This is a genomic window from Pajaroellobacter abortibovis (assembly GCF_001931505.1).
GTDB classification, from domain to species: domain Bacteria; phylum Myxococcota_A; class Polyangia; order Polyangiales; family Polyangiaceae; genus Pajaroellobacter; species Pajaroellobacter abortibovis.
In genome coordinates this window covers 1,130,497-1,151,970 of sequence record NZ_CP016908.1, presented here as the reverse complement: position 1 = coordinate 1,151,970, position 21,474 = coordinate 1,130,497, and the positions used below count along the sequence as shown (strand labels likewise).

The 21,474-nt window shown below is 46.5% G+C and carries 20 protein-coding genes and 1 tRNA gene; 7 read left to right on the top strand and 14 right to left on the bottom strand.

The genetic code is table 11. From position 1 onward, the window contains the following. Nucleotides 1-26: 26 nt before the first annotated feature. The 3 genes from clpA to BCY86_RS05750 form a co-directional block, all read right to left on the bottom strand. Nucleotides 27-2,288, bottom strand: a complete 2,262-nt coding sequence (gene clpA, locus BCY86_RS05760) for an ATP-dependent Clp protease ATP-binding subunit ClpA (protein WP_245776205.1) — start codon at nucleotides 2,286-2,288, stop codon at nucleotides 27-29. Beyond that, nucleotides 2,263-2,628, bottom strand: a complete 366-nt coding sequence (locus BCY86_RS05755) for an ATP-dependent Clp protease adaptor ClpS (protein ID WP_075277610.1) — start codon at nucleotides 2,626-2,628, stop codon at nucleotides 2,263-2,265. Before BCY86_RS05755 ends, clpA begins: the two co-directional genes overlap by 26 nt. A 117-nt stretch (nucleotides 2,629-2,745) precedes the next feature. Continuing rightward, complete coding sequence (locus tag BCY86_RS05750) at nucleotides 2,746-4,068, bottom strand: Stp1/IreP family PP2C-type Ser/Thr phosphatase (protein ID WP_075276881.1); 1,323 nt, start codon at nucleotides 4,066-4,068, stop codon at nucleotides 2,746-2,748. Nucleotides 4,069-4,796: 728 nt separating this feature from the next. Here BCY86_RS05750 and BCY86_RS05745 point away from each other — a divergent pair. From BCY86_RS05745 to BCY86_RS05715, 6 genes are all read left to right on the top strand, one after another. Next, on the top strand, nucleotides 4,797-5,207 hold the full coding sequence (locus BCY86_RS05745) for a hypothetical protein (RefSeq protein ID WP_075276880.1): 411 nt from the start codon (nucleotides 4,797-4,799) through the stop codon (nucleotides 5,205-5,207). A gap of 243 nt (nucleotides 5,208-5,450) precedes the next feature. Beyond that, a tRNA-Thr gene (locus BCY86_RS05740) sits at nucleotides 5,451-5,522 on the top strand. 105 nt (nucleotides 5,523-5,627) lie between these two features. Beyond that, nucleotides 5,628-5,807, top strand: a complete 180-nt coding sequence (locus tag BCY86_RS05735) for a hypothetical protein (RefSeq protein WP_075276879.1) — start codon at nucleotides 5,628-5,630, stop codon at nucleotides 5,805-5,807. Between the two features lie 33 nt (nucleotides 5,808-5,840). Beyond that, a complete protein-coding gene (locus tag BCY86_RS05730; protein ID WP_075276878.1) occupies nucleotides 5,841-6,062 on the top strand; it encodes a hypothetical protein in 222 nt (73 codons plus the stop codon). Nucleotides 6,063-6,149: 87 nt separating this feature from the next. Then, nucleotides 6,150-6,506 (top strand): hypothetical protein, encoded by a 357-nt coding sequence (locus BCY86_RS05725; RefSeq protein ID WP_075276877.1) that lies wholly within the window; start codon nucleotides 6,150-6,152, stop codon nucleotides 6,504-6,506. Nucleotides 6,507-6,738: 232 nt separating this feature from the next. Further along, entirely contained in the window at nucleotides 6,739-7,062 is a 324-nt protein-coding gene (locus BCY86_RS05715; protein ID WP_156865102.1) for a hypothetical protein, read from the top strand. A gap of 127 nt (nucleotides 7,063-7,189) precedes the next feature. Here BCY86_RS05715 and BCY86_RS05710 read toward each other — a convergent pair whose 3' ends face one another. After that, nucleotides 7,190-8,158, bottom strand: a complete 969-nt coding sequence (locus tag BCY86_RS05710; protein WP_075276874.1) for an acetyl-CoA carboxylase carboxyltransferase subunit alpha — start codon at nucleotides 8,156-8,158, stop codon at nucleotides 7,190-7,192. 59 nt (nucleotides 8,159-8,217) lie between these two features. Next, nucleotides 8,218-9,906: an adenylate/guanylate cyclase domain-containing protein gene (locus tag BCY86_RS05705; protein ID WP_075277609.1), complete on the bottom strand. Its 1,689-nt coding sequence runs from the start codon at nucleotides 9,904-9,906 to the stop codon at nucleotides 8,218-8,220. Between the two features lie 232 nt (nucleotides 9,907-10,138). Here BCY86_RS05705 and BCY86_RS09780 point away from each other — a divergent pair, with 232 nt between their 5' ends. Beyond that, on the top strand, nucleotides 10,139-10,453 hold the full coding sequence (locus BCY86_RS09780; protein ID WP_156865101.1) for a tetratricopeptide repeat protein: 315 nt from the start codon (nucleotides 10,139-10,141) through the stop codon (nucleotides 10,451-10,453). Here the strand turns inward: BCY86_RS09780 and BCY86_RS05700 are convergent. The 9 genes from BCY86_RS05700 to ychF all read right to left on the bottom strand — a co-directional run bounded on the left by BCY86_RS05700 (nucleotide 10,406) and on the right by ychF (nucleotide 21,325). Beyond that, nucleotides 10,406-11,257 (bottom strand): hypothetical protein, encoded by an 852-nt coding sequence (locus BCY86_RS05700; protein ID WP_075276873.1) that lies wholly within the window; start codon nucleotides 11,255-11,257, stop codon nucleotides 10,406-10,408. The two genes, BCY86_RS09780 and BCY86_RS05700, sit on opposite strands and share 48 nt — an antisense overlap. 6 nt (nucleotides 11,258-11,263) lie before the next feature. Continuing rightward, on the bottom strand, nucleotides 11,264-12,745 hold the full coding sequence (locus tag BCY86_RS05695; protein WP_075276872.1) for an NADH-quinone oxidoreductase subunit N: 1,482 nt from the start codon (nucleotides 12,743-12,745) through the stop codon (nucleotides 11,264-11,266). Nucleotides 12,746-12,750: 5 nt separating this feature from the next. Next, nucleotides 12,751-14,646: a complex I subunit 4 family protein gene (locus tag BCY86_RS05690; protein WP_083604222.1), complete on the bottom strand. Its 1,896-nt coding sequence runs from the start codon at nucleotides 14,644-14,646 to the stop codon at nucleotides 12,751-12,753. A 23-nt stretch (nucleotides 14,647-14,669) separates the two neighbouring features. Then, entirely contained in the window at nucleotides 14,670-17,213 is a 2,544-nt protein-coding gene (gene nuoL / locus BCY86_RS05685) for an NADH-quinone oxidoreductase subunit L (protein ID WP_075276871.1), read from the bottom strand. Between the two features lie 21 nt (nucleotides 17,214-17,234). Beyond that, on the bottom strand, nucleotides 17,235-17,537 hold the full coding sequence (gene nuoK, locus BCY86_RS05680) for an NADH-quinone oxidoreductase subunit NuoK (RefSeq protein ID WP_075276870.1): 303 nt from the start codon (nucleotides 17,535-17,537) through the stop codon (nucleotides 17,235-17,237). Beyond that, complete coding sequence (locus BCY86_RS05675) at nucleotides 17,534-18,094, bottom strand: NADH-quinone oxidoreductase subunit J family protein (RefSeq protein WP_075276869.1); 561 nt, start codon at nucleotides 18,092-18,094, stop codon at nucleotides 17,534-17,536. Before BCY86_RS05675 ends, nuoK begins: the two co-directional genes overlap by 4 nt. 36 nt (nucleotides 18,095-18,130) lie before the next feature. Continuing rightward, a complete protein-coding gene (gene nuoF / locus BCY86_RS05670; protein ID WP_075276868.1) occupies nucleotides 18,131-19,486 on the bottom strand; it encodes an NADH-quinone oxidoreductase subunit NuoF in 1,356 nt (451 codons plus the stop codon). Further along, entirely contained in the window at nucleotides 19,483-20,001 is a 519-nt protein-coding gene (nuoE, locus tag BCY86_RS05665; RefSeq protein ID WP_075276867.1) for an NADH-quinone oxidoreductase subunit NuoE, read from the bottom strand. The genes nuoF and nuoE overlap by 4 nt, the downstream gene beginning before the upstream one ends. Before the next feature lie 217 nt (nucleotides 20,002-20,218). Continuing rightward, on the bottom strand, nucleotides 20,219-21,325 hold the full coding sequence (ychF, locus tag BCY86_RS05660) for a redox-regulated ATPase YchF (RefSeq protein ID WP_075276866.1): 1,107 nt from the start codon (nucleotides 21,323-21,325) through the stop codon (nucleotides 20,219-20,221). Nucleotides 21,326-21,474 lie beyond the last annotated feature (149 nt).

Here is a 21,474-nt window from a genome sequence, read left to right as displayed (position 1 = left end):
TATCATATCATAAATTTAAGTGTAGATCAAAGCGTCCACATCCTTTTTTGTACAGGAAAAGAGAAGATCAATTCTTGACATTGCATATCAATTTGCACATTCCCCCCTTTCTCCAACTTCCCAAATAAGATCTCGTCACTGAGAGGCTGTTTGATTTCTTGTTGAATGACCCGTGCGAGAGGTCTAGCTCCGTATGCTTTATCGTATCCTTTAGCGGCGAGGTAAGAACGTGCTGCAGGCATTATTTCAAGTGAAATTTGTTTCTGTTCTAGCATTTCTCGAAGTTCTCCCAAGAACTTGTCGACGATGCGTTCCATCATGAGAGGGGAGAGAGGATTGAAAGCAATCCGAGCATCTAAACGATTTCGAAATTCAGGGCTGAAGATCCGTTTGTATTCTTGATCGTTTTGATGCCATTGGTGGGGCTCTCTAGAAAATCCAAGTGTCTGCTTGGTCAAATCCCGGACTCCTACATTGCTGGTCATCAGCAAAATGACATGTCGGAAATACGTTACTTTCCCATTCATGTCAGTCAATCGGCCGTGATCCATCACTTGGAGCAGAAGATTGAAGATATCGGGATGGGCTTTCTCAATCTCATCGAGCAGCAAAACAGAATAAGGTGATTTGGAAATGGTGTCTGTGAGAAGACCTCCTTGCTCGAATCCTATGTATCCGGGTGGGGCCCCAATTAAACGAGAGGCAGCGTGCCTTTCCATATATTCGCTCATATCAAATCGAAAAAGAGGGATGCCGAGCGCTTGTGCAAGCACTTTGGCGACTTCAGTTTTTCCTACTCCTGTAGGGCCTGTAAACAGAAATGAGCCGATCGGTTTCTCGGGATTCCGCAACCCCGATCGAGCAATTTTAATTGCTCTCGACAGTTGCTCGATCGCTTGGTCTTGCCCAAACACCGATTTCTTCATCATGCTTTCGAGCTCTTTCAGGTGTTCCTTGTCGTGAAGGGAGACTTGGCGGGGCGGGATTTGAGCAATATGGGCGAGTACTTGTTCGATATCAGTAACTTCAACCAAAGCTTTTGGCTGTGGAGAGAGTTTTGCGGAAGCTGCTGCCTCATCGATCAAATCGATCGCTTTATCGGGAAGCTTTCGATCGTGTAGATGACGCATGGAAAGATGGACGGCTGATTCGATCGATTCTTTTGTAAACTGAATGCCATGATATTCTTCATATTCTTCCTGAAGCCCTTGAAGGATGAGAATGGTCTCTTCCGGCGAAGGTTCCTTTACCTCGACATACTGAAACCTTCTCATGAAGGCTCGATCTTTCTCGAGGTAAGTACGGTATTCTTGAAATGTTGTTGCGCCAATACAACACAAGCTTCCTGCTGCGAGAGAACCTCTGATTAAATTGGAAACATCAAGATTGTTTCCACCCGTTGAACCTGCTCCAATAATCAAATGGATTTCATCGATGAAAAGAATTGCTCGCTCTATTTTTTGAAGTGCTCGGATAATCGCTTTGAGGCGTTCCTCGAATTCTCCTCGATAGCGGGTTCCTGCCAGTAAGGAGCCTATATCGAGAGCGTAGATCGTTGCACCTTGAAGAGGAGAGGGAACATTTCCTGATACAATTTTCCAAGCCAATCCTTCCACCAACGCTGTTTTCCCCACTCCCGCATCTCCAATGAGAAGAGGATTGTTTTTTCTTCTCCGTAAAAGAATGTGGCTTATTCTTTCTACTTCCTTTTGTCGTCCAATAATGGGGTCGATTCGTTTCTGTTTCGCTTCCTCGTTAAGATTAGTTGTAAATGTGAGAAGGGGATTCTGTAACGCGGAGGAGGAGTTGTTTTCTGCCGGAAGCGGCTCATAACGAGTATTTCTTGTCTCATTCTCTTTTTTTTGGACGTGTGTGATGGAAGTGAGGACATCTAGACGACTGATCCCTGTGGCTTCTAACACATTCACTGCGAATGAGTCCCGTTCCCCGAAAAGGGAGATGAGAATGCTCTGGCTGCTGATCTCTTTCTTGCCACATGATTCTACATGGATTGCAGCGCGACAGATGATCCGATTGACCCCTAGCGATAGGCTTTGCACTTGATTCCTGTGAGGTAAAGCTTCAAGCTCTTTCTCAAAAAAATCTTCGAGTTTTTTCTTAATATCCTGGACGCTCGCCCCCATATTTTTTAGAAGAGTAGCAACCTTTTCGTCAAAAAGAAGAGCATACAAAAGATGTTCTATCGTGATGTATTCGTGACATCGGCGATTTGCCTCGGTTGCGGCTACAGAGAGAGCAATTTCAACTTCTGGACTTATCTTCATCATGTTGTTCTTCTGGTTCTGCTGTGAGAAGTAAAGGCATGCTGTGCTCTCGAGCATATCTAGTGACATCGGCAATTTTGGTTTCTGCGATGTCGCGTATGAAGATGCCGGCTACATCCTTCCCTTTTTTGTGTACAGTAAGCATGATGTGTACTGCTTCTGTCTCTGTCTTATGAAAGAACTGTCTAAGGATATCAATCACAAACTTCATCGTTGTAAAGTCATCATTGTGAATGATGACTTTGTATTTCCGAGGAGAACGCAGCTCTTGCTTGGTATCAGAAGTGGTTTCTTGTTCTGTTTCAGATTCCTGGTTGAAAGGAAAAAACGAACTTGTAGGCATATCTGTTTTATACCTCAGATTTGCTTTTCTGTAGATGACTTTTCGCTTTGTTACGCTGTTGGGAGATGGATAGAATTCTCCAAGATAAAGCAATTTCTTGCCTAAATTAAAAGAAGATTAGCAGAAAGAGAAAGCAAGGGAGCCTAGGATCAAGATAGCAATCACCCCTAGAAGAAGTAGAAAAACCGAGCCATTGACATAAGGGTTCTGAGAAAACAAGCGCTTGCGACTAGAGGGTGTCCACGATTCCACCACAAAAGGCGGGAGTAATGGATTCTGTTTGAGGGGAGGATGGTCCGAGAACGAATCGGATGGGATTAACTCTAGTTGATTGGGGTATATAAAGGTGTGGTTGGGGTTCTCAGGAGACGATTCCTGTGAGGAGGAAGGAGAGTGGTGAGAGAAAGGTTTTGTGGTTGGGTAGAGTTGAAACTGTTGATGATCTTGATGGTTGTGTGCAGAATTTTGGAGGTGTTCATCCTGCTGTGAAGAAGGTTTGTATGTCTCTGGGAATGCATATTTGCAGTATTGTGGATTCTCTTGCAATGCGTTTGGAGGACTAAGGCCATCACCATTGAATTGTACAATGATCACAGTAATATTATCCTGCCCTCCCGCTTGATTCGCTTGCTCTACTAGGACCTTACATATTTCTTCTGGATCTTTATATATTGCTAGAATTGTCTCTATTTCCTCGGATTCTAGCATTCCTGACAAACCATCTGAGCAGAGGAGTAAGGTATCTTGTTGATAGAGAGGAACATATGTGAGATCGACTTGTACCGACTCTGAAGTCCCAAGTGCTTGCAGGATAATGTTGTTAAGTTCAAAATTTTTGGCTTCAGCTTCCGTGAGTTGTCCAGCTTCAATCAATTGATTGACGAGAGACTGATCGCGGGTCACTTGCACGAGCCGCCCTTGTCTAAAGATATATCCTCTTGAATCGCCCACTTGCGCGAGGAAAAGGCAGTCATCTACAAGAGCTGCTGCTGTGATGGTTGTTCCCATACCTCGGCGGGTCTTATCAATTGCGGCTTCTTGAAAAATTTGGAAACTAGCGTGTTGGATAGCTTGAATGAGTTGATAAGCTAGTTCATCTCGCAAAAGTGGAGCATTGGTCGAAAGATTTTCAGTCATACGCTGGTAGAGGACATCTACAGCTAATTGACTTGCTATTTCTCCTGCTGCAGCCCCTCCCATCCCATCACATACGGCGAATAGAGCACCCTGTTCTCCTACCAAGTAGTTATAAGTGCGATTTACATCTTGACGTATTTTTCGGGTAATATCTGCAAGAAGAAAATTATCTTCATTGTGCTTCCGCACCTGCCCTACATCTGTTTTTGTATGGAAACGTATGTATACATTGCCCGACGTAAATTTTTCTCTTACGGCGGAATGCACTTCTCCTTTGACTACGGATTCAGGTATGTAGGTCACACTCAGACCCTTTTTAATAAGTGGAATGAGACATCAGAGATAATTGGCCTGTTTGGAAAAACCGCATCTCTATCCACGATAGATTACCATTCTTCAATGTTACTCCTTTCGATCTTGTGTAGCGATCTCTTGAGCAAAAGAAATCTAGTTAAAGAAAAAGAATAGATATTTTGAAAGATAAACTTTCACTTCTTGGAAATACTTACTTAAGGTGATTTAAAGAAGGAAGTAGATGAATTCATTCTATTCTTGACTTAAAACAGTTTCAATCTTGGGTTAAATAAAATGCCCTTCAAGTTTTTTTGCTCGCATTCTGAGCATACCAAAATACGGATGATGTGCCAAAAATAAGAACATCTTTCCTTATTATCGATTTGCTATTTCCCATCCAATTTAAGGATGAGCTTTTTCTTTTAGTAAGCAGATTGCTAATAAAAGGAAGAAGCTAGTATGCATGACGAAAGTTATTTTCTGGAAACCGAGGCCAAAATGAGTCATGAAGGTGAATCGAGCGAGCTAGCGCTTTGAAGCAGCGATTTTTAAGGTTGGAATGAATCTTGTTCTTGTTTTATCCATAGATAGACTGATAAAAAATGCCGTAAAAACTATGGAGGGAGTTGACATCCTAGGGGGGGTTCGCGTATTCGCCCCTTCATACTTTGCGTGCTTTCTGATTGAGGTCGATAACCCACTATAAAGTACGCATCATTCTTGTTGGAGGAGAAAGCATGGAAATTTACCTCGATAAACGCGCCGTTCGTCAAATCCGTGTCTCGGCGCAGGATGCGATCGAGGCGGGGGATACGGAAACTTTGCGGGAAGATATCCTTGATGCATTTACAGAGGATCAGGTGGAAGAGATCGAGCGTCGTCTCGATAATGGAGACTTCTTCGAATTCGTTGCAGATCTTTTAGAAGAGTGGTCCGGTGATGAAGTGGATGAACTTTTCGAACTTCTTGATGCCCAATTGGGAGAGGTTGGAGTTGATCTAAAACTAGAAAAAACTGCTGCTGCTCATCATCGCTACGATGATGAGGAAGAAATAGATGAAACCGAAGACGAGGAGGAGCAGTTCGAAGAAAAAGATGAAAATAAGCTCTTCCTCGATGAAACCGAAGACGAAGGTGATGATGATTGAGGCAAAGAATTAATGCTCGGGTTCGCTCATGGTGTTTGGAGATTGTTGCTGCTTTCATCTTGGCTTAAGCACCTCACCATGTTGCTTGCGCTTGGACTGATTCGTCAATGAAGCATTATTTTTTTGTGACAGTGTAGTTTTGCAGTACTATGTGAGCTTTGGCTGATTTGAGCATGGATTCCGATGTGAAATGGGTTAGATAATGAGCAAGTAAATAGAAATAAATAAGTCGTATGGTTGTTGGCCGCCTTAGCTCAGAGGTAGAGCAGCGGTTTCGTAAACCGCGGGTCTGGGGTTCAATTCCCCAAGGCGGCTCTGTGAGGATCGATTTAAGATAAGCCTTGAGATGTGGTTATGGGTGGGTTCTTATTAGCGTGTTTTTATTGCGTATTGCAGGGATAGGATGGGGAGTTTCTGCAAGTGAATGGCTGGGATAATGATGGGGTAGCCCCGCGCGATTTTCTTGTCGGACTCTATCAGGCTCGAGCGCTTGGAGAGTACTTCACTTATCCACCGTTTCATTTATTTATTTTGACTGTTCTCACTGTGCCTATTTGGATTTTAGTGCTGATCGGTGCTCCTTCGCTAGCATTGATGTGATATCAGCTTTTTTGGACTGTCCATGTTTGGGTGATGACGAGCCTTAGTGTGGTAGCTCGGGTTGTTTCTGTTGTGATGTGTTTGGGGATTCTCCTTTTCATGGGGAAGCTCGGAGAAGATCAGCATCCTTCGAACGGGAATCTGGGCTACAGCGATAGCAAGTCTCAATCTTATTCTAACTTATTATTCACACACATCCAATTTGGATGTGCCTTATCTATTTTGGTCTTTGTGGTGATTGTGGCTGTTTCTTAGAGGCCTTAAACAGGATTCTTCTCGGTATCTTCGATGGTCATTTTTGTCCGTTGATTGTGCGGTCGCGAGAAGGATCAAGCCTATGCGTTGTTTCTTTTTACAATCCCTGTTTTGCTTTTTGGCATTTATCGGATCCAGTCCCATGAAAAAATAAAACAGATTGTCAAAGATATTAGTCTATCCTGCCTATTGGGAATAGGAGCTGTGCTCTTGTTGGATGGTGCTTTCTTCAATCCAAGTGGCTTTCTGAAAAGAATTCACTTTCTGTTAGGACAGGCAAGTCGTGACTACTACTATTACCCAAGAGGGATAGTTGGTGCAGGTCGTACTATTCGAGGTAGTATCCTCCACTTTTCTCTCTATTATCCTCCTGTTGTGGGAGTGTTGGTCATCCTTAGAATTGGAATCGCGATCGATATAAGTGGGATGGATGGGCTGGCTTGACCGATGATCACACCTCTTCTTGCCTTTCTTTCATTTACTCTTTTTTTAATTGTTTTGCTGGTTGGACGGAGGATCGTTTTCTCTTACCTCAAATAATCATTTGCAGCCTTTGTGCAGCAATCGATGTGAGTATGAGTGGTCTAGAATCAAAAATAGCACTTGGCTCTGGATATTGGCTGGGATTTTAAGTGAAATTAGGGGATGATTGTTGTACTGATGTATTTCCTTGGAGATGAGTCTGTGGATGGATCCTCACTACGACTATCAACCTAGGTTCTCTCCAGGGAGAAGAATATCGCGAGTCACTGTTGAACCACTCGGAGTACGAAATCCTCTCCTTGGTATTACAGAGCTCCAAACCGCTTATGCTGATGTGGAAGAGAGAAAACCAGATTGGATTGCCATCCCCACAGTATGGGCAGAACGTTATCTCCTGAGTGAAGAGGAATTGGAACGAAAAAAGGGATTAAGCTCCCCTCGCTTCAGCGCAAACTTCAAGAGGATGATCGTTCAACAAGAACTTTGGTTAGCTTTATGGAGGACGAGAAAACTATGAAATAGCACACCGCTCTCGCTTTGAAAGTGAGACCTGGTCACGTTCTCAGCTTCACTTGAGTGTATCTCAAGAGATTTGTATTTTTAAACGGCAACAGAACGGAGTGATGGGAAGGGAGAACATTCTTTTAAGATGTGGATAGTGCTTCTTTAAAAGAACCAAGTTGTCGAAAGCGCCTGTAGCGATCCTGGATGAGCTCTTTAGGGCTGAGGGGGGCTAGTTCTTCGAGCGCAGAGCCAATTGATTCACTGATGACTTGTGCAGTTTGCTGCAGATTTTGATGGGCTCCTCCCGGTGGTTCTTGTACGATTCGATCGACGATACCTAGCTCGAGCAGATCAGACGCTGTCATTTTCATGTGAACAGCAGCTTCGCTCGCTTTTGTAGTATCTTTCCATAGAATAGAAGCGCACCCTTCTGGTGAAATGACACTGTAGGTGCCGTATTCAAGTACGTGGACGCGGTTGGCTACTCCCAGAGCCAGAGCCCCTCCACTTCCTCCTTCGCCGATGATCGTGGCAATGATAGGAACACGCGCTTTAGCCATTGTGGCGATACAGCTACCAATTGCTTCACTTTGGCCTCGCTCTTCTGCACCAACCCCTGGATAGGCACCTGGTGTATCGATAAAAGTCAGAATCGGTAGTCCGAAGCGATCAGCCATCTTATAGAGACGCAGAGCCTTACGATATCCTTCGGGATGAGGCATCCCGAAATTACGTTCTACATTTTCTTTCGTCCCCCGCCCTTTTTGATGGCCGACAATGACTACACTTCTGCCTTGATAGAGACCGAGGCCTCCGACGATAGATGCATCATCTCGGAAGGCGCGATCGCCGTGGAGTTCATAAAAAGAGGAAAAGATGAGCGGGATATAATCGAGTGTATAAGGCCTAGAGGGATGTCGAGAGAGCTGCACTTTTTGCCACGGACTCAGCTCTGAAAACCACTCTCGCGCTAGGGCGTTGGTTGTGCTTTCAATCTGGTGGAGTTCTTGTTCGAGATGTTGATCTTCTAATTCGAGAGAACGCAATTCTTGAACACGTGCAACCAGTTCAACAACCGGTTTTTCAAAAGAAAGAACATGAGAGGCCATCAAAATTAAAAGCTAGCACACAAAATTCTTCACGGAAACCTCCCATCCAAAAAGATGAACTAAGTGTTGTTCTCTTTCTTCCCTTTGATTCTAAACGATTGGCTGAGGTGTTCTTTCCCTTTTAAGGCAACCAGTGGGAGGGCTTCCACTTCAAACTGATCTCCGATGCGGGCGAGCGTCTGTTCGGTGATGATAATTTCTCCCCCTGCTGCAAGAGAGCAAAGTCGAGCACATGTATTGACTGTATCTCCTATGATCGTATAGCTCAACGCTTTAGAGCTCCCTATATATCCTGCTACGAGAGGACCTGTGTGGATGCTGATTCCGATCTCCAAAGGACACTGGTGCGCCAGAGTCCGTTTGGCATTGAATCGTTTAAGGAATTCCATTTGTTCGAGGGCGCATAAGACAGCTCGTTCTGCATCATCCGGATGTGCGACAGGGGCACCCCAAAAAGCGAGAATGCCATCCCCCATAAATTTGTCTAAAGTCCCTTCATATTTAAAAATAATTTCAACCATCTGTTCAAAATATTCGTTGAGGATATCCAATATCACATTTGCGGGAGTTCCCTCGCTCATGTGGGTGAATCCTCGAATATCGCTGTTAAACACTGTACATTGATCAATCGCTTCTCCCCCCTTTTTGATTTCTAATTTTCCAGAGACAACTTGTTCTGCGACATTCGGTGAGAGCAGCCGAGCGAATCGATCGCGTGTAATGATCTCGTGCTCTATCTGTTGAGAGAGGATATTGTTCTCGATAAACATCGCTGCTTGACTTGCCATGGAGGAGATGATCTCTAAGTCTTTAGGTTCGAATTGAGCGAGCGCGGGGGAATCTAACCAAAGCGCACCGAGGACTTTGTTTTCATGGATAAGTGGAGTAACCAAGGCGCTTGAAATGCAGTTGATGATCATGGAATTCGCATTTCCTGCGGAAAAGTCAGAGAGTGCGTTGTGAGTGAACAAGCTTGCCTTCTGTTCGATCACATGGCTTAGGATCGTGGAACTAATTTGGATGGGGGTGTCAAGACCATCTCTTCGCTTTGCTGCGCGTGGCTGTAGGATCCCTTCTTTGTCCTGTAAAAGAATGACCCCTCTTTCCGCTTTGACAAATTTGAATAGAGCTTCAAGAATGCGTTCGAGGAGGGGATCGAGGTTTCGTTCGCGGCTAATATCTCGGGTGAGCTCCCAGCTGATTCTTAAGCGCTCGTAATCTAGTCGAAGTTGAGTGGGATCATGCTGGATTTGTTCGAACGGGAGGAAACATTGACAACTTGAAGCGATTTGGGCTCCAATAATCCCTCCAGTGGAATTCAGCATATCCACTCGTGTCTGACTGAGTAGAGAAGTGCGGTGAGTTGGGCTAAAAGCGGAAGCTGTGTCGCCTTCATTCTGATCGAGAGAAGGAGGAGAGGAAGGAATAGGGGAATGATCTTTGGTGTGAGTAGGATGGGAGGGGGGATGATCTTCGTAGCGAGCTTGTATTGTACCTAACGTGATCTGATCTCCGTGCTGGAGCAGATGTTCCTCTGTGATCCGCTTGCCGTTGACGAAGGTTCCGTTTAAACTTCCTAGATCGCGCAGAATAAATTGGTGATTTCGGCGCTCAAGGACGCAGTGTTCCTTTGAGATCACTTTATCGAGGAGTTGGATGGTATTGAGGGGATGGCGCCCTATACTATTAAATGATTCTAGTTCAATCGTGTATTGTTTCGTAGGAGTTGAGAGAACGAGACAGGCCATATGACTTGCGTTGAAATGGAATGGCTTAAATGGAACTGCAATTGCGGCGCAAGGAGCTGAACTTAACACAAAGGTAAGAAAGAAGGATCCTTTTAGAAAATTTTTGCCTAGAACAGAAGAAAAAACAAAGGAGATGATTGTTTCTATCGGGCAACTCTCCTTTGTTGTATGATAGTTGGATGGTCTCATGGACGAGAGCGGACAGAGCGCAACGGTATTTCCATCCAGGTAAATGGGGAAGATAATTAACGCTTGGCTGGTTAAGATGATCGGTTTGTTAATGGGTGCGAGTGTGCAAGCTTGCGTTTCTACTATGCCGGTTCGCCGTCTGTTTCAGGGCCAGATCAGTGATGGGCCGGCCATTTCGCCGGAGGTGTATGCTTCTTTTTTTAGGGGCTCTCTTGCTGAGCAGGAGGAGGATTGGAATCGTGCGGTTGCTTTTTATCAGGAAGCATTACGGTTGAGTGGGGGTGATCCGTTTCTTCAAGCTCGCTTGGAATTAGTGCGAGCCCGATTGTCTGGTCGTTGGGGCGGGCGCTTGAAATGAAAAATGGACGCTCTGACAAGGCCCTTCTTGCATCTGTATCAATTGGGTTTGTTCACCTATGAATGAAGTTGCATGTGCAGTTACATTCAGTTTTCCAAGAGGAATTCCTTGTAATGTGTATTCTCCCTCTGAGTTGCTTGACGTGTGAAGGGGATGGCGGAAGATATAGAGCTTGATGTTCAGAAAAGAATCGCCTAGTCGATCGATGAGGTGCATAAGACCAGGGCGGGAAGGGGATAAGCGGATAGGTTCACCTCCTTTTATGGCTACTGCGGCGAATGAATTGAGTCCTTGAGAGAGGGTTGGTGCGAAGATTAGACTGCTTTGGTTGAGAATATTGAGATCTTGTCCCATGGTGAGCGTGATAATGCGGGGTATTGTCTCACATGATTCTATAGTGATCAGTTTTGATTTTTGTTTTTCGGGAATATAGAAGTCTGCGTAACCCGTCACGATGACAATCGCGTCAGCGAGGGGACGTTTCGCTTGAGAAGTTGATTTTGAGTAGGCTGAAAGGGGGGGGCATTGTGTTGAAGGAGATCTTGAAGGGGGGGGAGGGAGAACCCCTTGGACGGTAATGCGCCCCTTAATACACCCGGTGAATCCTTGGTAAGGAGGTAGATGGGCAGGGTTGATCTCCTGCTCAACGGATGCTTGAACTGGAGAGGTTTGAATGGGGGCAGGAGTGCTTTTGGATTCGTGGCTCTGTTGATTGGATGAAATTTCAGGCGTGGAGCGGTGACAATGAAAGAGAGAAAAGAAAAAAACAGAGAAAAGTGCACCCAAATGAGGGGTGAGAACCATCTGTATTTATCCACCTGCAGGGATGACTGCTGCAGCAGAAGCGAGAGCGAGGGGGTAAGATGGGCTGATCCCGAGCGCGATAACTAAGATAGCGCTGATAACGAGAGCCGCTGTCACATAAGAGGAATGCATCGGTCGTGCGACAGGATCCCACTCATTTGGCTCTTTCATGTACAAGTAAACGATGACGCGTAAGTAATAGTAAGCCGCGAGGACGCTATTCAATAGGATGAATAGTGCAAAGAGATGGCATTCTCCTTGAATGGTGGCTTGAAGGATAAACCATTTACCTAGAAATCCTGCTGTGGGGGGGATCCCAGCCAGGGATAAAATAAAAAAGGAGAAGGCCAATGCGGGCATCGGATGACGTCGTCCAAGTCCAGCGAGGTCCTGGTAGCTGACTGCTTCTGCATTGCGGCTGCCGCATGCGATTAAGCTTCCAAAAGCTCCTGCAGTCGATACGGTGTATGCTGTTAGGTAGAAAAGGACGCTTGCACTTCCCACTGTGGAGCCTGGAGAATTGATAAGCACGCCTACAAGTATATATCCAGCATGGGCAATGCTGGAATACGCGAGCATCCGTTTGACGGATTCTTGTCGAGCTGCAATTAAGTTGGCGAAAGTCATACTTGCGAAGGCAATGACGCCGAGCACAGGAGGCCATCCTGCTGCCCAAGACATTGCGTTGACGTCTCCAAAGACTCCCAATAAAGTTCGGAGGATCATCGCAAATGCTGCCCCTTTGACCACAATTGCCATAAAAGCTGTGGAGGGAGTAGGGGCCCCTTCATAGGCATCTGGAGTCCACATATGGAAGGGGACAGCACTTACTTTGAAGAGTAACCCTACAAGGAGGAGCATGAGCCCTATCACAACTAGGGGGCTTTGTTCATGCTGGGTGATTACTGTGCGTAATCCGGCGAGGTCAGTATGACCTGTGGCTCCGTATAGAAACGCGATCCCATAGAGCATGATTGCTGCTGCAAAAGAGCCTAGGAGAAAGTATTTGAGAGCGGCTTCGGTTGCACGCAAGGAGCCTCGACGGTAACCGATCATCGCGTATGCGCCGATCGACATCGTTTCAAGCCCTAAAAAGAGCGTAAGCATGTCTCCTGCTGCGGCCGTCATGAGCGCACCGAACGTCGAAAAAGCGAGAAGGGGGTAGAACTCTCCCCGCTCGAGGAGGTGTTCCTTTAGATAACCTCCTGCTAAGAGGGCAGAGAGACAACCTCCTAGGCAGAGCAAAGCGATCAGAAAAAGGGTAGTTCTATCGATGAGCAGCCATGGAGATAGGAAAGAAGAGGCGTGTTCGAGTCGTTCAACCCCATAAAACCAGATTGAAACAGAAAAAGCTGCGCTCGCAAGAAAAGTGAGGGCAAGACCTAGAGGGAGCCCTGGACTCTGTTTCGAGAAAGCATCGACGAGCATCAATAGCAGCGTGCCTACAGCGAGACAGAGAAAGGGGGAGAGGGAGAGAAGGACTTCCATGAGAGTTACTTAGATGGTTTCCATGGGATGTAAGAGGGTTGAGCGGATGGCTCTACCTTTTTAGGTAGGAGCTGAACGGGACCTTCGTAATAACCTAGCCCTGGATAACGGGTGAGGCGTATTTGTGTTTCCTGCTGAATGCGGGTTACTGCACCTCGAATTTCAGACAGGAAGATGTGTGGGAAAAGGCCTAAGGTAAAGATCATCACGAGAAATGGGAATGCTGTGGTCAATTCGTGGCCTGATAAATCGGGAAGATATTTGTTTTCTACACGCGAAGCGGAGCCAAAAAACATACGTTCAACGGGATTCAGCATATAGACAGCAGCTAGAATTACGCCTGCTGTTGCTCCTACAGCTTGAAGCCCTCCTAGCTGCCCCAGCGTGTGACTTGCGAATGTCCCTACGATGATCATGAATTCTCCGACGAATCCATTCATTCCAGGTAGGCCGATACTTGCCATCGTGGCGATGACAAAAAAGGTTGTATATACAGGCATAGACTTTGCCAATCCGCCAAACTCACTGAGCTGTCGAGTATGTCGCCGATCGTACAGCATTCCGATCAGGAGAAAGAGAAAACCTGTCGAAATACCGTGGTTGATCATTTGAAGCACAGCCCCTTCTACAGAGCTGGGAGTGGCTGCAAAGAGGCCGAGCATGATGTATCCAAGATGGGCTACGGAGGAATAGGCGACAAGCCGTTTGACGTCTTCTTGCTTCCAGGCGCACAGAGCGCCGTATAAAATGCCTCCAACCACAGCGATGCCTGCTAGATAGGGGGCGAGTTCAGTGGATGCTTCGGGGAAGAGCCCTATGCTAAATCTCAGGTAGCCGTACGTGCCTAGTTTGAGGAGGATGGCCGCGAGTAAAATGGAACCCACTGTAGGAGCCTCTGTATGGGCGTCGGGAAGCCACGTGTGCACAGGCCACATCGGGACTTTGATCAGAAATGAGAGCGTAAAAGCTGTATAGAGCCATCGTTCGATAGAGTAGGGGATCAAAACGCGTTGAAGCTCAAAATAGTCAAAAGAGAGAGAACCTTGAGTAGCTATGCTATAGCTGTAAGCGAGATAGATGATTGCTCCCAACATCAATACGGAGCCGAACATCGTGTAAATGAAAAACTTGATCGAGGCGTAGATCCGCTTGGTGCTCCCCCATATGCCGATCATGAAAATCATCGGAATGAGAACGAGTTCCCAAAAGACATAAAAGAGAAAGAGATCGAGCGCTACAAAAGCTCCTACGAGTGCCCCTTCGAGGAGGAGGAGGGAGAAGCACCACTCTTTCTGGCGTGTGTGGATAGAGCCGAAAGAAGAATAGGCTGCGATGGGGAATAGGAAAGTTGTGAGGAGAACGAGCCAGAGGGAGATGCCATCGAGCCCTACGTGGTAAGAAATGCCGAACGACTCTATCCAATGGATTTTCTGAACCCAGTGAAATTCTTTTCCCATGGGCACTTTGAGGAGCAGAAGGCTGATTGTAAAGACGAACAACGTGACAAAACAGGTTAACGTCTGAAGCGTTCGGAGAGCTTGTCTAGGAAGGAAAAGAAGGAGGAAGGCACATCCGATCGGGATCCCTATGAGCCATGAGAGGAGGGGGTAGGTCTGAATAGGAAGCCCTTCTGGGAGAGCGATAGAATGATTCCAGAGTTGTTTAATGAATAGGGCGGAGAGCGCTGATATAGCGCCGTTTATGATTCGATTCTTGAGCGGGTACGAGTGACTTGCGAGGACACCGAGCAGTGCGGCAAAGCCGATCCATCCTGTTTGCCCACAAGCCCAGGTGAGTCCTCCTGCTCCTATCGATACAAGGCATAGAAGCAGATACGAGTGGATCTTGATTGTTCTAGAACAAGATTGGGAAGAGAATTGATTGATAGGGTTGATATCCATGAGTTCGTCTCCCTTTCTTGTTATTAATTAGTCTCTTTCCTGGAGAGTAGAAAGTCTTTGGATGCTTGCTGTCCAAATGCGTTTCTGATCTCAAGGCGGACAGATTGCTCGATATTTTCGGGCAGGTGGATGGTTAGGGAAGATTCAGTGCCATATTGCTCTGTGTCAGGGCGATCGTTTCTATGTGAATACCAGCGATAAGTGTAGCCGAGTCCCGATTTAGCTTGCACGGTGCAATCTCCATTGGGTTCATGTGTGATCGTTGCGTCGACATGCGGTTGTACAAAGAACCAAGAGAGGGAAAAAAATCCTAAGACCATGGCGAATGCATAGACATGAATGGTTCCTGTCTGTAAAGTGCGCAGAAGTGCACCTAGGCTGGATACAATAAAGCTAGAAAAGCGCGCAAGAAGAGCATCTACGATCCATTGATCGAAAATTGCAGTGATGCTGGCCATCCTCTTGACGAAAGCGATCGCTGTACACTGATAGAGTTCGTCAATTTTCCATTTGTGGAGAATCAATTGATAAAGACCTGGGAAGAGAGAAAAGAGTCGCTTTCCGGGTTCTCCTTTCTTAAGGATATACATCCAATAGGCGAGACTTGTTCCTATTGCGAACGCACCAATCCCTCCAGCAGCGAGCGGCCATTCTAAATGTTCTGCCTCTTCGCTCACATAGACAGCCCTTTTGACAGCATTTTCGAACAAAGGTTCTAACCAGTGCTCAAGAGGCTGGATGTGGAATGGACCCATCGAAAGCGTACCTGCAAAGAGCGATGCAGCTCCGAGCAGTAGAAGTGGCAAGGTCATTGTCCAGGGAGATTCATGAGGCGCAGGGGCATGCGTTGGATATCCCTCATGGGTTTCATCATGATGAGAGGATGCGGAAGCATGTAGCAAGGTTGAGACAGACTCCGTCCTAGAGGAGATAGGAGTGGAATCTGCACCATCGATCTGCCACCCTCGGAACTCTCCAAAGAACGTCATCAGAAGAGCGCGAACCATATAAAACGCTGTCATTGTGGCCGCTAAAGCCCCTATTGTGTAGAGGGTAGGACCAAGCCATGAAGGGGGCTCAAAAACAGAGACACCGCGCTCTTCTAGATAGTTTTTGAAAGGATGGATGGTGTGATTCGTAAAGGCTTTGTAAAGGATTTCATCTTTGGAAAAGAATCCTGCTGTGAATGGGAATCCTATGATCGCTGCTGTAGCTGCTGTAAAAGACCAAAATGTGGCGGGCATGTGACGCCTTAATCCACCCATGAGACGCATATCCTGGGCTTGAGCATCATTGTGGTAGTAGGCGTGCATTGCATGAATCACGCTTCCCGATCCCAAGAAGAGGCAGGCCTTAAAAAAGGCGTGCGTAAAAACGTGAAAGAATCCTGCTGTGAAGGCTCCCACTCCTACTCCTAAAAACATAAAGCCCAACTGGCTGACTGTGGAATAGGCTAATACTTTCTTGATATCGAACTGTACCAGAGCGATCGTCGCTGCGAAAAACGCTGTTGCTGCTCCCACGCATGCAATCAGCATCATGGTGAAGGGGGATAGGATAAATACAAAGGAGAGGCGGCAGATCAAATAGATCCCTGCAGTGACCATGGTTGCTGCGTGAATGAGAGCAGACACCGGTGTAGGGCCCGCCATAGCATCAGGAAGCCATACGTAGAGAGGGATCTGAGCACTCTTTCCTGTACATCCGAGAAATAAACAGAGGCTTATAGCGGTTGCTGCAGAGATGGTGAAAGGGGAATCAGGTTGAAGGAATTTCCAGAATCCTGTATAATGAATCCCTCCTAGAGGCCACAAATGGATCTGATGAGAAGGGGCAGTGGAGATCAAAGAGAAAGCTCGTTTTGAAATGCCAACCCAATCCAAAGCTCCTGTATAGTGGGCCAGTAAAAACATCGCGCAAATGAGGCCAAAATCTCCTATCCGATTCGTAATAAATGCCTTTTTCCCTGCCGCTACATTGGGGAGATAATTGTACCAAAAGCCAATCAGCAGGTAGGAACACAACCCTACCCCCTCCCATCCGATGAATAAAACGGGAAGGTTATCGGCTAAAATGAGAACCAACATCGAGAAAACGAATAGATTTAGATAAGCGAAAAACCGCCAATAGCTCTCATCTTTTTCCATATAAGCTGTGGAATAAAGATGGATGAGAAATCCGATCCCTGTCACGATCAGCATCATGATGCTGTTGAGGGGATCGATGGAGAACCGAATTGGGATGGAGAGCTGAGTAAGGCGCTTGGTCCCGTCCGTGTGCATCCATTCCCATGCTGTCCATGCTAATTTTAAGGGCTCGCGACTATCTTGAGCAGAATGGGCGATGCCGGACTTGAGGATGCAGAATGTGAAAACAGAGCAGATAAAGCTCATGCCGATAGCGGATAGAGCCATCAAGCGAACTGCGGATTTTCCTAGATGTTTACCCCAGATGCCATTGATAAAAGCTCCTAACAAAGGCATCCCTAGAATTACGCCAATCAGTTCGAATTGTTTTGGATCAGCTCCGAAAAAAATGGATAAAGATGTGGCTTCGTGGACTTCCATTGCATTTTACCAGCGGGAGTATTAATTTTTTAATAAGTTGGCCTCGTTTGTATCTGTACTTCGGTTGAGACGATAAAAAGAGAGAAGAAGAGCGAGACCGACAGAGGCTTCTGCTGCAGCGATGGCGATCACGAAAAAAGAGAAAACTTGACCTGTTTGGTTGTGAGGATAAGCGCAGTTGAATGCAACAAACGCTACACTGCTCGCATTGAGCATCAATTCAATGCTCATCAGAACGATGAGCACATTGCGCCGAATCAGAAAGCCAGTGCTTCCTACCGTAAATAAGAGCATACTTAAGAGGATATAGTGATGGGTATTCATGATCCCTGTGATTCGTAATGAGAGGGGGAAGGCTGAGAAAGCGGGAGAATGGTTTTGCCTCTGGCTACCGTAAAAGCTCCTAAGGCGGCTACAATGAGGAGTGCGCTCGAATATTCAAAAGGGATAAGTTCTTGCTCGAAGAGGGTATGGGAGATCCCTTCGATTGTTCCGAAATGATCAGTAAGGAGTTCAAATGAGGGGAGGACATCTGGGTGTTTGGTAAACATCCCTATCGCTGCAATCCATGGAATTAAAAAGACAAGAGGGCTGAGCCTACGGATCCAAGAGATGTTGCGTTTATCTTCACTGATGGCTCCTTCTCCTAGCAGCATGATAATGAAAAGAAAGAGAACAACGACTGCCCCCGCGTAAACCATCAATTGGATTGCAGCTAAGAATTCAGCATGGAGTGGGAGGAAGAGGGCAGCGATAGCAACGATAACCATCATGAGGCCCATGGCACTCCGTATAGGGTTGGAACTTGCACTCGTGATCAGAGCCCCTGCAAGAGCTATCCCGCTGCATCCATAAAAATAGATTGATGTCGCTTCACTCATTGTTTTGAATAGAACCTGTTTCTAGTGAAATTGGAATTAGGAAACGGTTAATTTCGCATCTTTTTTCGTTCTTGTACTACGGATATAGTCTTCGAAATAGGGGCGGAATTTTTGCAGGAACGCCAGAGCAGGCATCGCTGTCCCTTCGCCGAAGGCGCAGATAGTGTTCCCCATGATCTGACTTGCGATATCGCTGAGTTGATTCAGATCGTCGAGGGTACCTTTCCCGTTCAATATTTTGATAAGAGTTCGATCTAACCACGCTGATCCCTCTCGGCACGGAGTGCACTGACCGCACGACTCATGGTGGTAGAACTGCATCAGATTTTGCATTGCGAGCACAGGGCAGGTCCCTTCTGCGAGTACGGTGATGCAGCAGGTCCCTAACATGGTTTTTGCAGCACGCATGGTATCTACCCCCATGGGTACATCCAACACGCTCTTGCCGTGCCAAGGATGCATCGGATCTTTTTCATCCGGGGCGTAGATCGTTTCGGAAGGAAGGAGGATGGGGGTCGACGATCCTCCTGGAATGACTCCTAAAATAGATCGATCTTGGAGTACCCCCCCGCCGATCTCTTCAATCAGCTCTCGAATCGTCACACCAATGCACAGTTCAACTACAGTTGGGTTTTTAACGTGACCGTTAACTCCGAATAGGCGAACCCCTCCGTCTTTAAACGAGTGGAGAGCAGAGAGCTGAGAGAAAGCATCTCCCCCTAACAGAATGGCAGTAGGTATCGTAGCGATGGTCTCCACATTGTTGACTGTAGTGGGGCATCCAAATGCTCCCGTTTGAGCTGGAAAAGGTGGCTTTAATCGAGGTTCGCCTCGTCTCCCCTCGAGTGAGTTAAGAAGGGAGGTTTCTTCTCCGCAGATATAAGCACCTGCTCCCGTGTGGACATGGATGTGAATTGGATAGTTTGGCGCAAAAGAAGGGTTGGATCCTAGATATCCGCGGGCGTAAGCCTCTTGAATCGCTTGGTTCAAACGGGCCTTGCTTAAATGCAGCTCATCACGCACATAAATATAGGTGGTGTGAGCACCGATTGCATAGCATCCGATCATACATCCTTCGAGGATCGCGTGGGGATTTTGCTCCATGATGGTTCGATCTTTGTGCGTACCCGGTTCCCCTTCATCTGCATTGATGACGAGATAAGAAGGCTTAGTGGGGTGGGGCTTCATGAAGCTCCACTTGATTCCTACAGGGAATCCTGCCCCTCCTCGCCCTCGGATGTTTGCCTTTTTCGCTTCCTCGATGACCTCTTGGTGAGTCATAGCAAAAGCTTTTTTGATTGCTTCATAGCCTCCTGCTTGCATATAAGCATCGAGCGTCCAGCCATTAGGCTTTCCATAATTTCGGGTGAGATAGTCAGTTTTTCGAATCATGAAGAAAAAAGTGTTGGATGGTGAACGTGAGACTCACTTGACTCATAAAGTTTATCGAGAATTTCATCAACTCGTTCAGTCGTCAAATTTTCGTGATATTCTTTATCCACTTGCATCATGGGAGCAGTACTGCAGCTGGCGAGACACTCTGCTGTTCGTAGGGTGATTTTACTATCTGGTGTTGTTTCGCCAGCGTGAATTCCTAATCGCTTTTCACAATGGTGTAAAATATCATACCCGCCTCGAAGGGCACAAGGGAGGGTACGGCATACCCAAATTTGGTGTTTCCCTACTGGCTTCTGGTTAAACAGAGAGTAGAAAGTAACCACTCCCTTGACGTGGGCTGGACTTAACTCCAGACGCTCTGCAACGAATTGAATCACCTCATCGTAGATCCATCCTTCTTGTTCTTGGCATAAGTGAAGGGCAGGGATACATGCAGCCATTTTGGTTGGATAGCGCTGGATGATTTGCTCAAGCTCGCGTTCGCGTTCTGCAGAGAGATGAAACGACATCAGACACCAGGGAAGAGTAGAATAGGAGAATACAAAAGTACACCGACAATCCAGTGCAATGAATGGAAGGAGGATAGCTGCCTGCCTGCCTCTTCCTCCATTGCATGAAGAATGGTTGAAGAAAGATTGAACGATGGTGCAATAAAATAAAATCTAAGACAAAAATAGGCGTAGCGGGAGATGAGAATCTTGTCAAGGTAGGCTTTTGAGAGAAATTCTATAGGTTGAAGCGAAAATGGATCACATCTCCATCTTCGACCACATAACCTTTCCCCTGTATATGAAGTTTGCCGGCTTCTCGGCATCCTCCTTCACCTCCATGCCGCACGAAGTCTTCCCATTTGATAACTTCTGCTTTAATGAAACCTCGCTCGAAATCGGTATGAATGACCCCTGCTGCTTGGGGTGCGCGCGCTCCTTTAGGAACGGTCCAGGCATGAATTTCTTGTTTTCCTGCTGTGAAGAAAGTGAGCAAGTTTAGAGTATGATAGCTAGCTCGGGCAACGGCGTGCAGTCCTGGTTCTTTAAGGCCGATGCTTTCCCAGAAGGCAGGGCGGTCGATTGGTTCGAGTTCAGCAATCTGTGCTTCTACCCTAGCACATATCGGAATAACATCGGTTTTTTGTTGCTCCCCGTATGCTTTGAGAGCCATGTAATGAGGATTGGATTCAGGGTGATTGATAGAAGATTCGTCCACATTGGCCACAAAGAAAGTAGGCTTTGCAGTCAACAGATGCATCGCTTGAAAAATGGAGTGCGCGTTTTCATGATCGGGTAGGGGAAAAGTGCTTGCATTTTTTCCCTCGTTCAGATGAGTCAAAAGAGGTTCACAAATGGTGAGGGCTAGCTTCTCAAGCGGTTGGTTCCCTTTGACTAGCTTTTTTGCACGCTCGATCCGTTTGTGAACGGTCTCTAAATCTTTAAGACAGAGCTCAAACGTGATCATCGTGATGTCTCGGATCGGATCGACTTGGCTTTCCACATGGATGATGTGGTTATCTTCAAAACATCGAGCAACTTGCACGACGGCATCTACTTCCCGGATATGACTCAGAAATTGATTCCCTAGCCCTTCACCTTTATGGGCTCCTCGTACGAGGCCGGCGATGTCGACGATTTGAAGCGTTGCCGGGACAATTTTTTCAGTGTGGATAACACTGTTAAGCGCTTCAAGGCGTTGATCGGAGATAGGAATGATCCCTGTATTTGGTTCGATTGTACAGAAAGGGTAGTTGGAAGCCTCTGCTTTATTTTTGCTGATTGCGTTGAAGAGGGTTGATTTCCCTACGTTAGGCAAACCGACCAGGCCGATAGAAAGGCTCATGTTTTCCTCATAATCCATAATCCAGAATTAAGTAGAATAAAGATGTCGAGGTGGAGGGGATTTAGTTGATCAACTGCAGCGTTTTCATTTGCTTATTCAATGAAAGAAGGGAGATGTTAGCCTTATAGTGGATACATTGAAGAAAAGGA

What these genes read in the sequence shown, in the direction of transcription:
- ychF (WP_075276866.1), bottom strand. Translation starts at nt 21,325, where the DNA reads ATGAGCCTTTCTATCGGCCTGGTCGGTTTGCCTAACGTAGGGAAATCA.
- nuoL (WP_075276871.1), bottom strand. Translation starts at nt 17,213, where the DNA reads ATGGAAGTCCACGAAGCCACATCTTTATCCATTTTTTTCGGAGCTGAT.
- clpA (WP_245776205.1), bottom strand. Translation starts at nt 2,288, where the DNA reads ATGATGAAGATAAGTCCAGAAGTTGAAATTGCTCTCTCTGTAGCCGCA.
- BCY86_RS05730 (WP_075276878.1), top strand. Translation starts at nt 5,841, where the DNA reads ATGACGAGCCTTAGTGTGGTAGCTCGGGTTGTTTCTGTTGTGATGTGT.
- nuoE (WP_075276867.1), bottom strand. Translation starts at nt 20,001, where the DNA reads ATGTCGTTTCATCTCTCTGCAGAACGCGAACGCGAGCTTGAGCAAATC.
- BCY86_RS09780 (WP_156865101.1), top strand. Translation starts at nt 10,139, where the DNA reads ATGGGGAAGATAATTAACGCTTGGCTGGTTAAGATGATCGGTTTGTTA.
- BCY86_RS05695 (WP_075276872.1), bottom strand. Translation starts at nt 12,745, where the DNA reads ATGGAAGTCCTTCTCTCCCTCTCCCCCTTTCTCTGTCTCGCTGTAGGC.
- BCY86_RS05745 (WP_075276880.1), top strand. Translation starts at nt 4,797, where the DNA reads ATGGAAATTTACCTCGATAAACGCGCCGTTCGTCAAATCCGTGTCTCG.
- BCY86_RS05715 (WP_156865102.1), top strand. Translation starts at nt 6,739, where the DNA reads ATGAGTCTGTGGATGGATCCTCACTACGACTATCAACCTAGGTTCTCT.
- nuoF (WP_075276868.1), bottom strand. Translation starts at nt 19,486, where the DNA reads ATGATTCGAAAAACTGACTATCTCACCCGAAATTATGGAAAGCCTAAT.
- BCY86_RS05675 (WP_075276869.1), bottom strand. Translation starts at nt 18,094, where the DNA reads ATGAGTGAAGCGACATCAATCTATTTTTATGGATGCAGCGGGATAGCT.
- BCY86_RS05690 (WP_083604222.1), bottom strand. Translation starts at nt 14,646, where the DNA reads ATGGATATCAACCCTATCAATCAATTCTCTTCCCAATCTTGTTCTAGA.
- BCY86_RS05700 (WP_075276873.1), bottom strand. Translation starts at nt 11,257, where the DNA reads ATGGTTCTCACCCCTCATTTGGGTGCACTTTTCTCTGTTTTTTTCTTT.
- BCY86_RS05755 (WP_075277610.1), bottom strand. Translation starts at nt 2,628, where the DNA reads ATGCCTACAAGTTCGTTTTTTCCTTTCAACCAGGAATCTGAAACAGAA.
- BCY86_RS05705 (WP_075277609.1), bottom strand. Translation starts at nt 9,906, where the DNA reads ATGGCCTGTCTCGTTCTCTCAACTCCTACGAAACAATACACGATTGAA.
- nuoK (WP_075276870.1), bottom strand. Translation starts at nt 17,537, where the DNA reads ATGAATACCCATCACTATATCCTCTTAAGTATGCTCTTATTTACGGTA.
- BCY86_RS05710 (WP_075276874.1), bottom strand. Translation starts at nt 8,158, where the DNA reads ATGGCCTCTCATGTTCTTTCTTTTGAAAAACCGGTTGTTGAACTGGTT.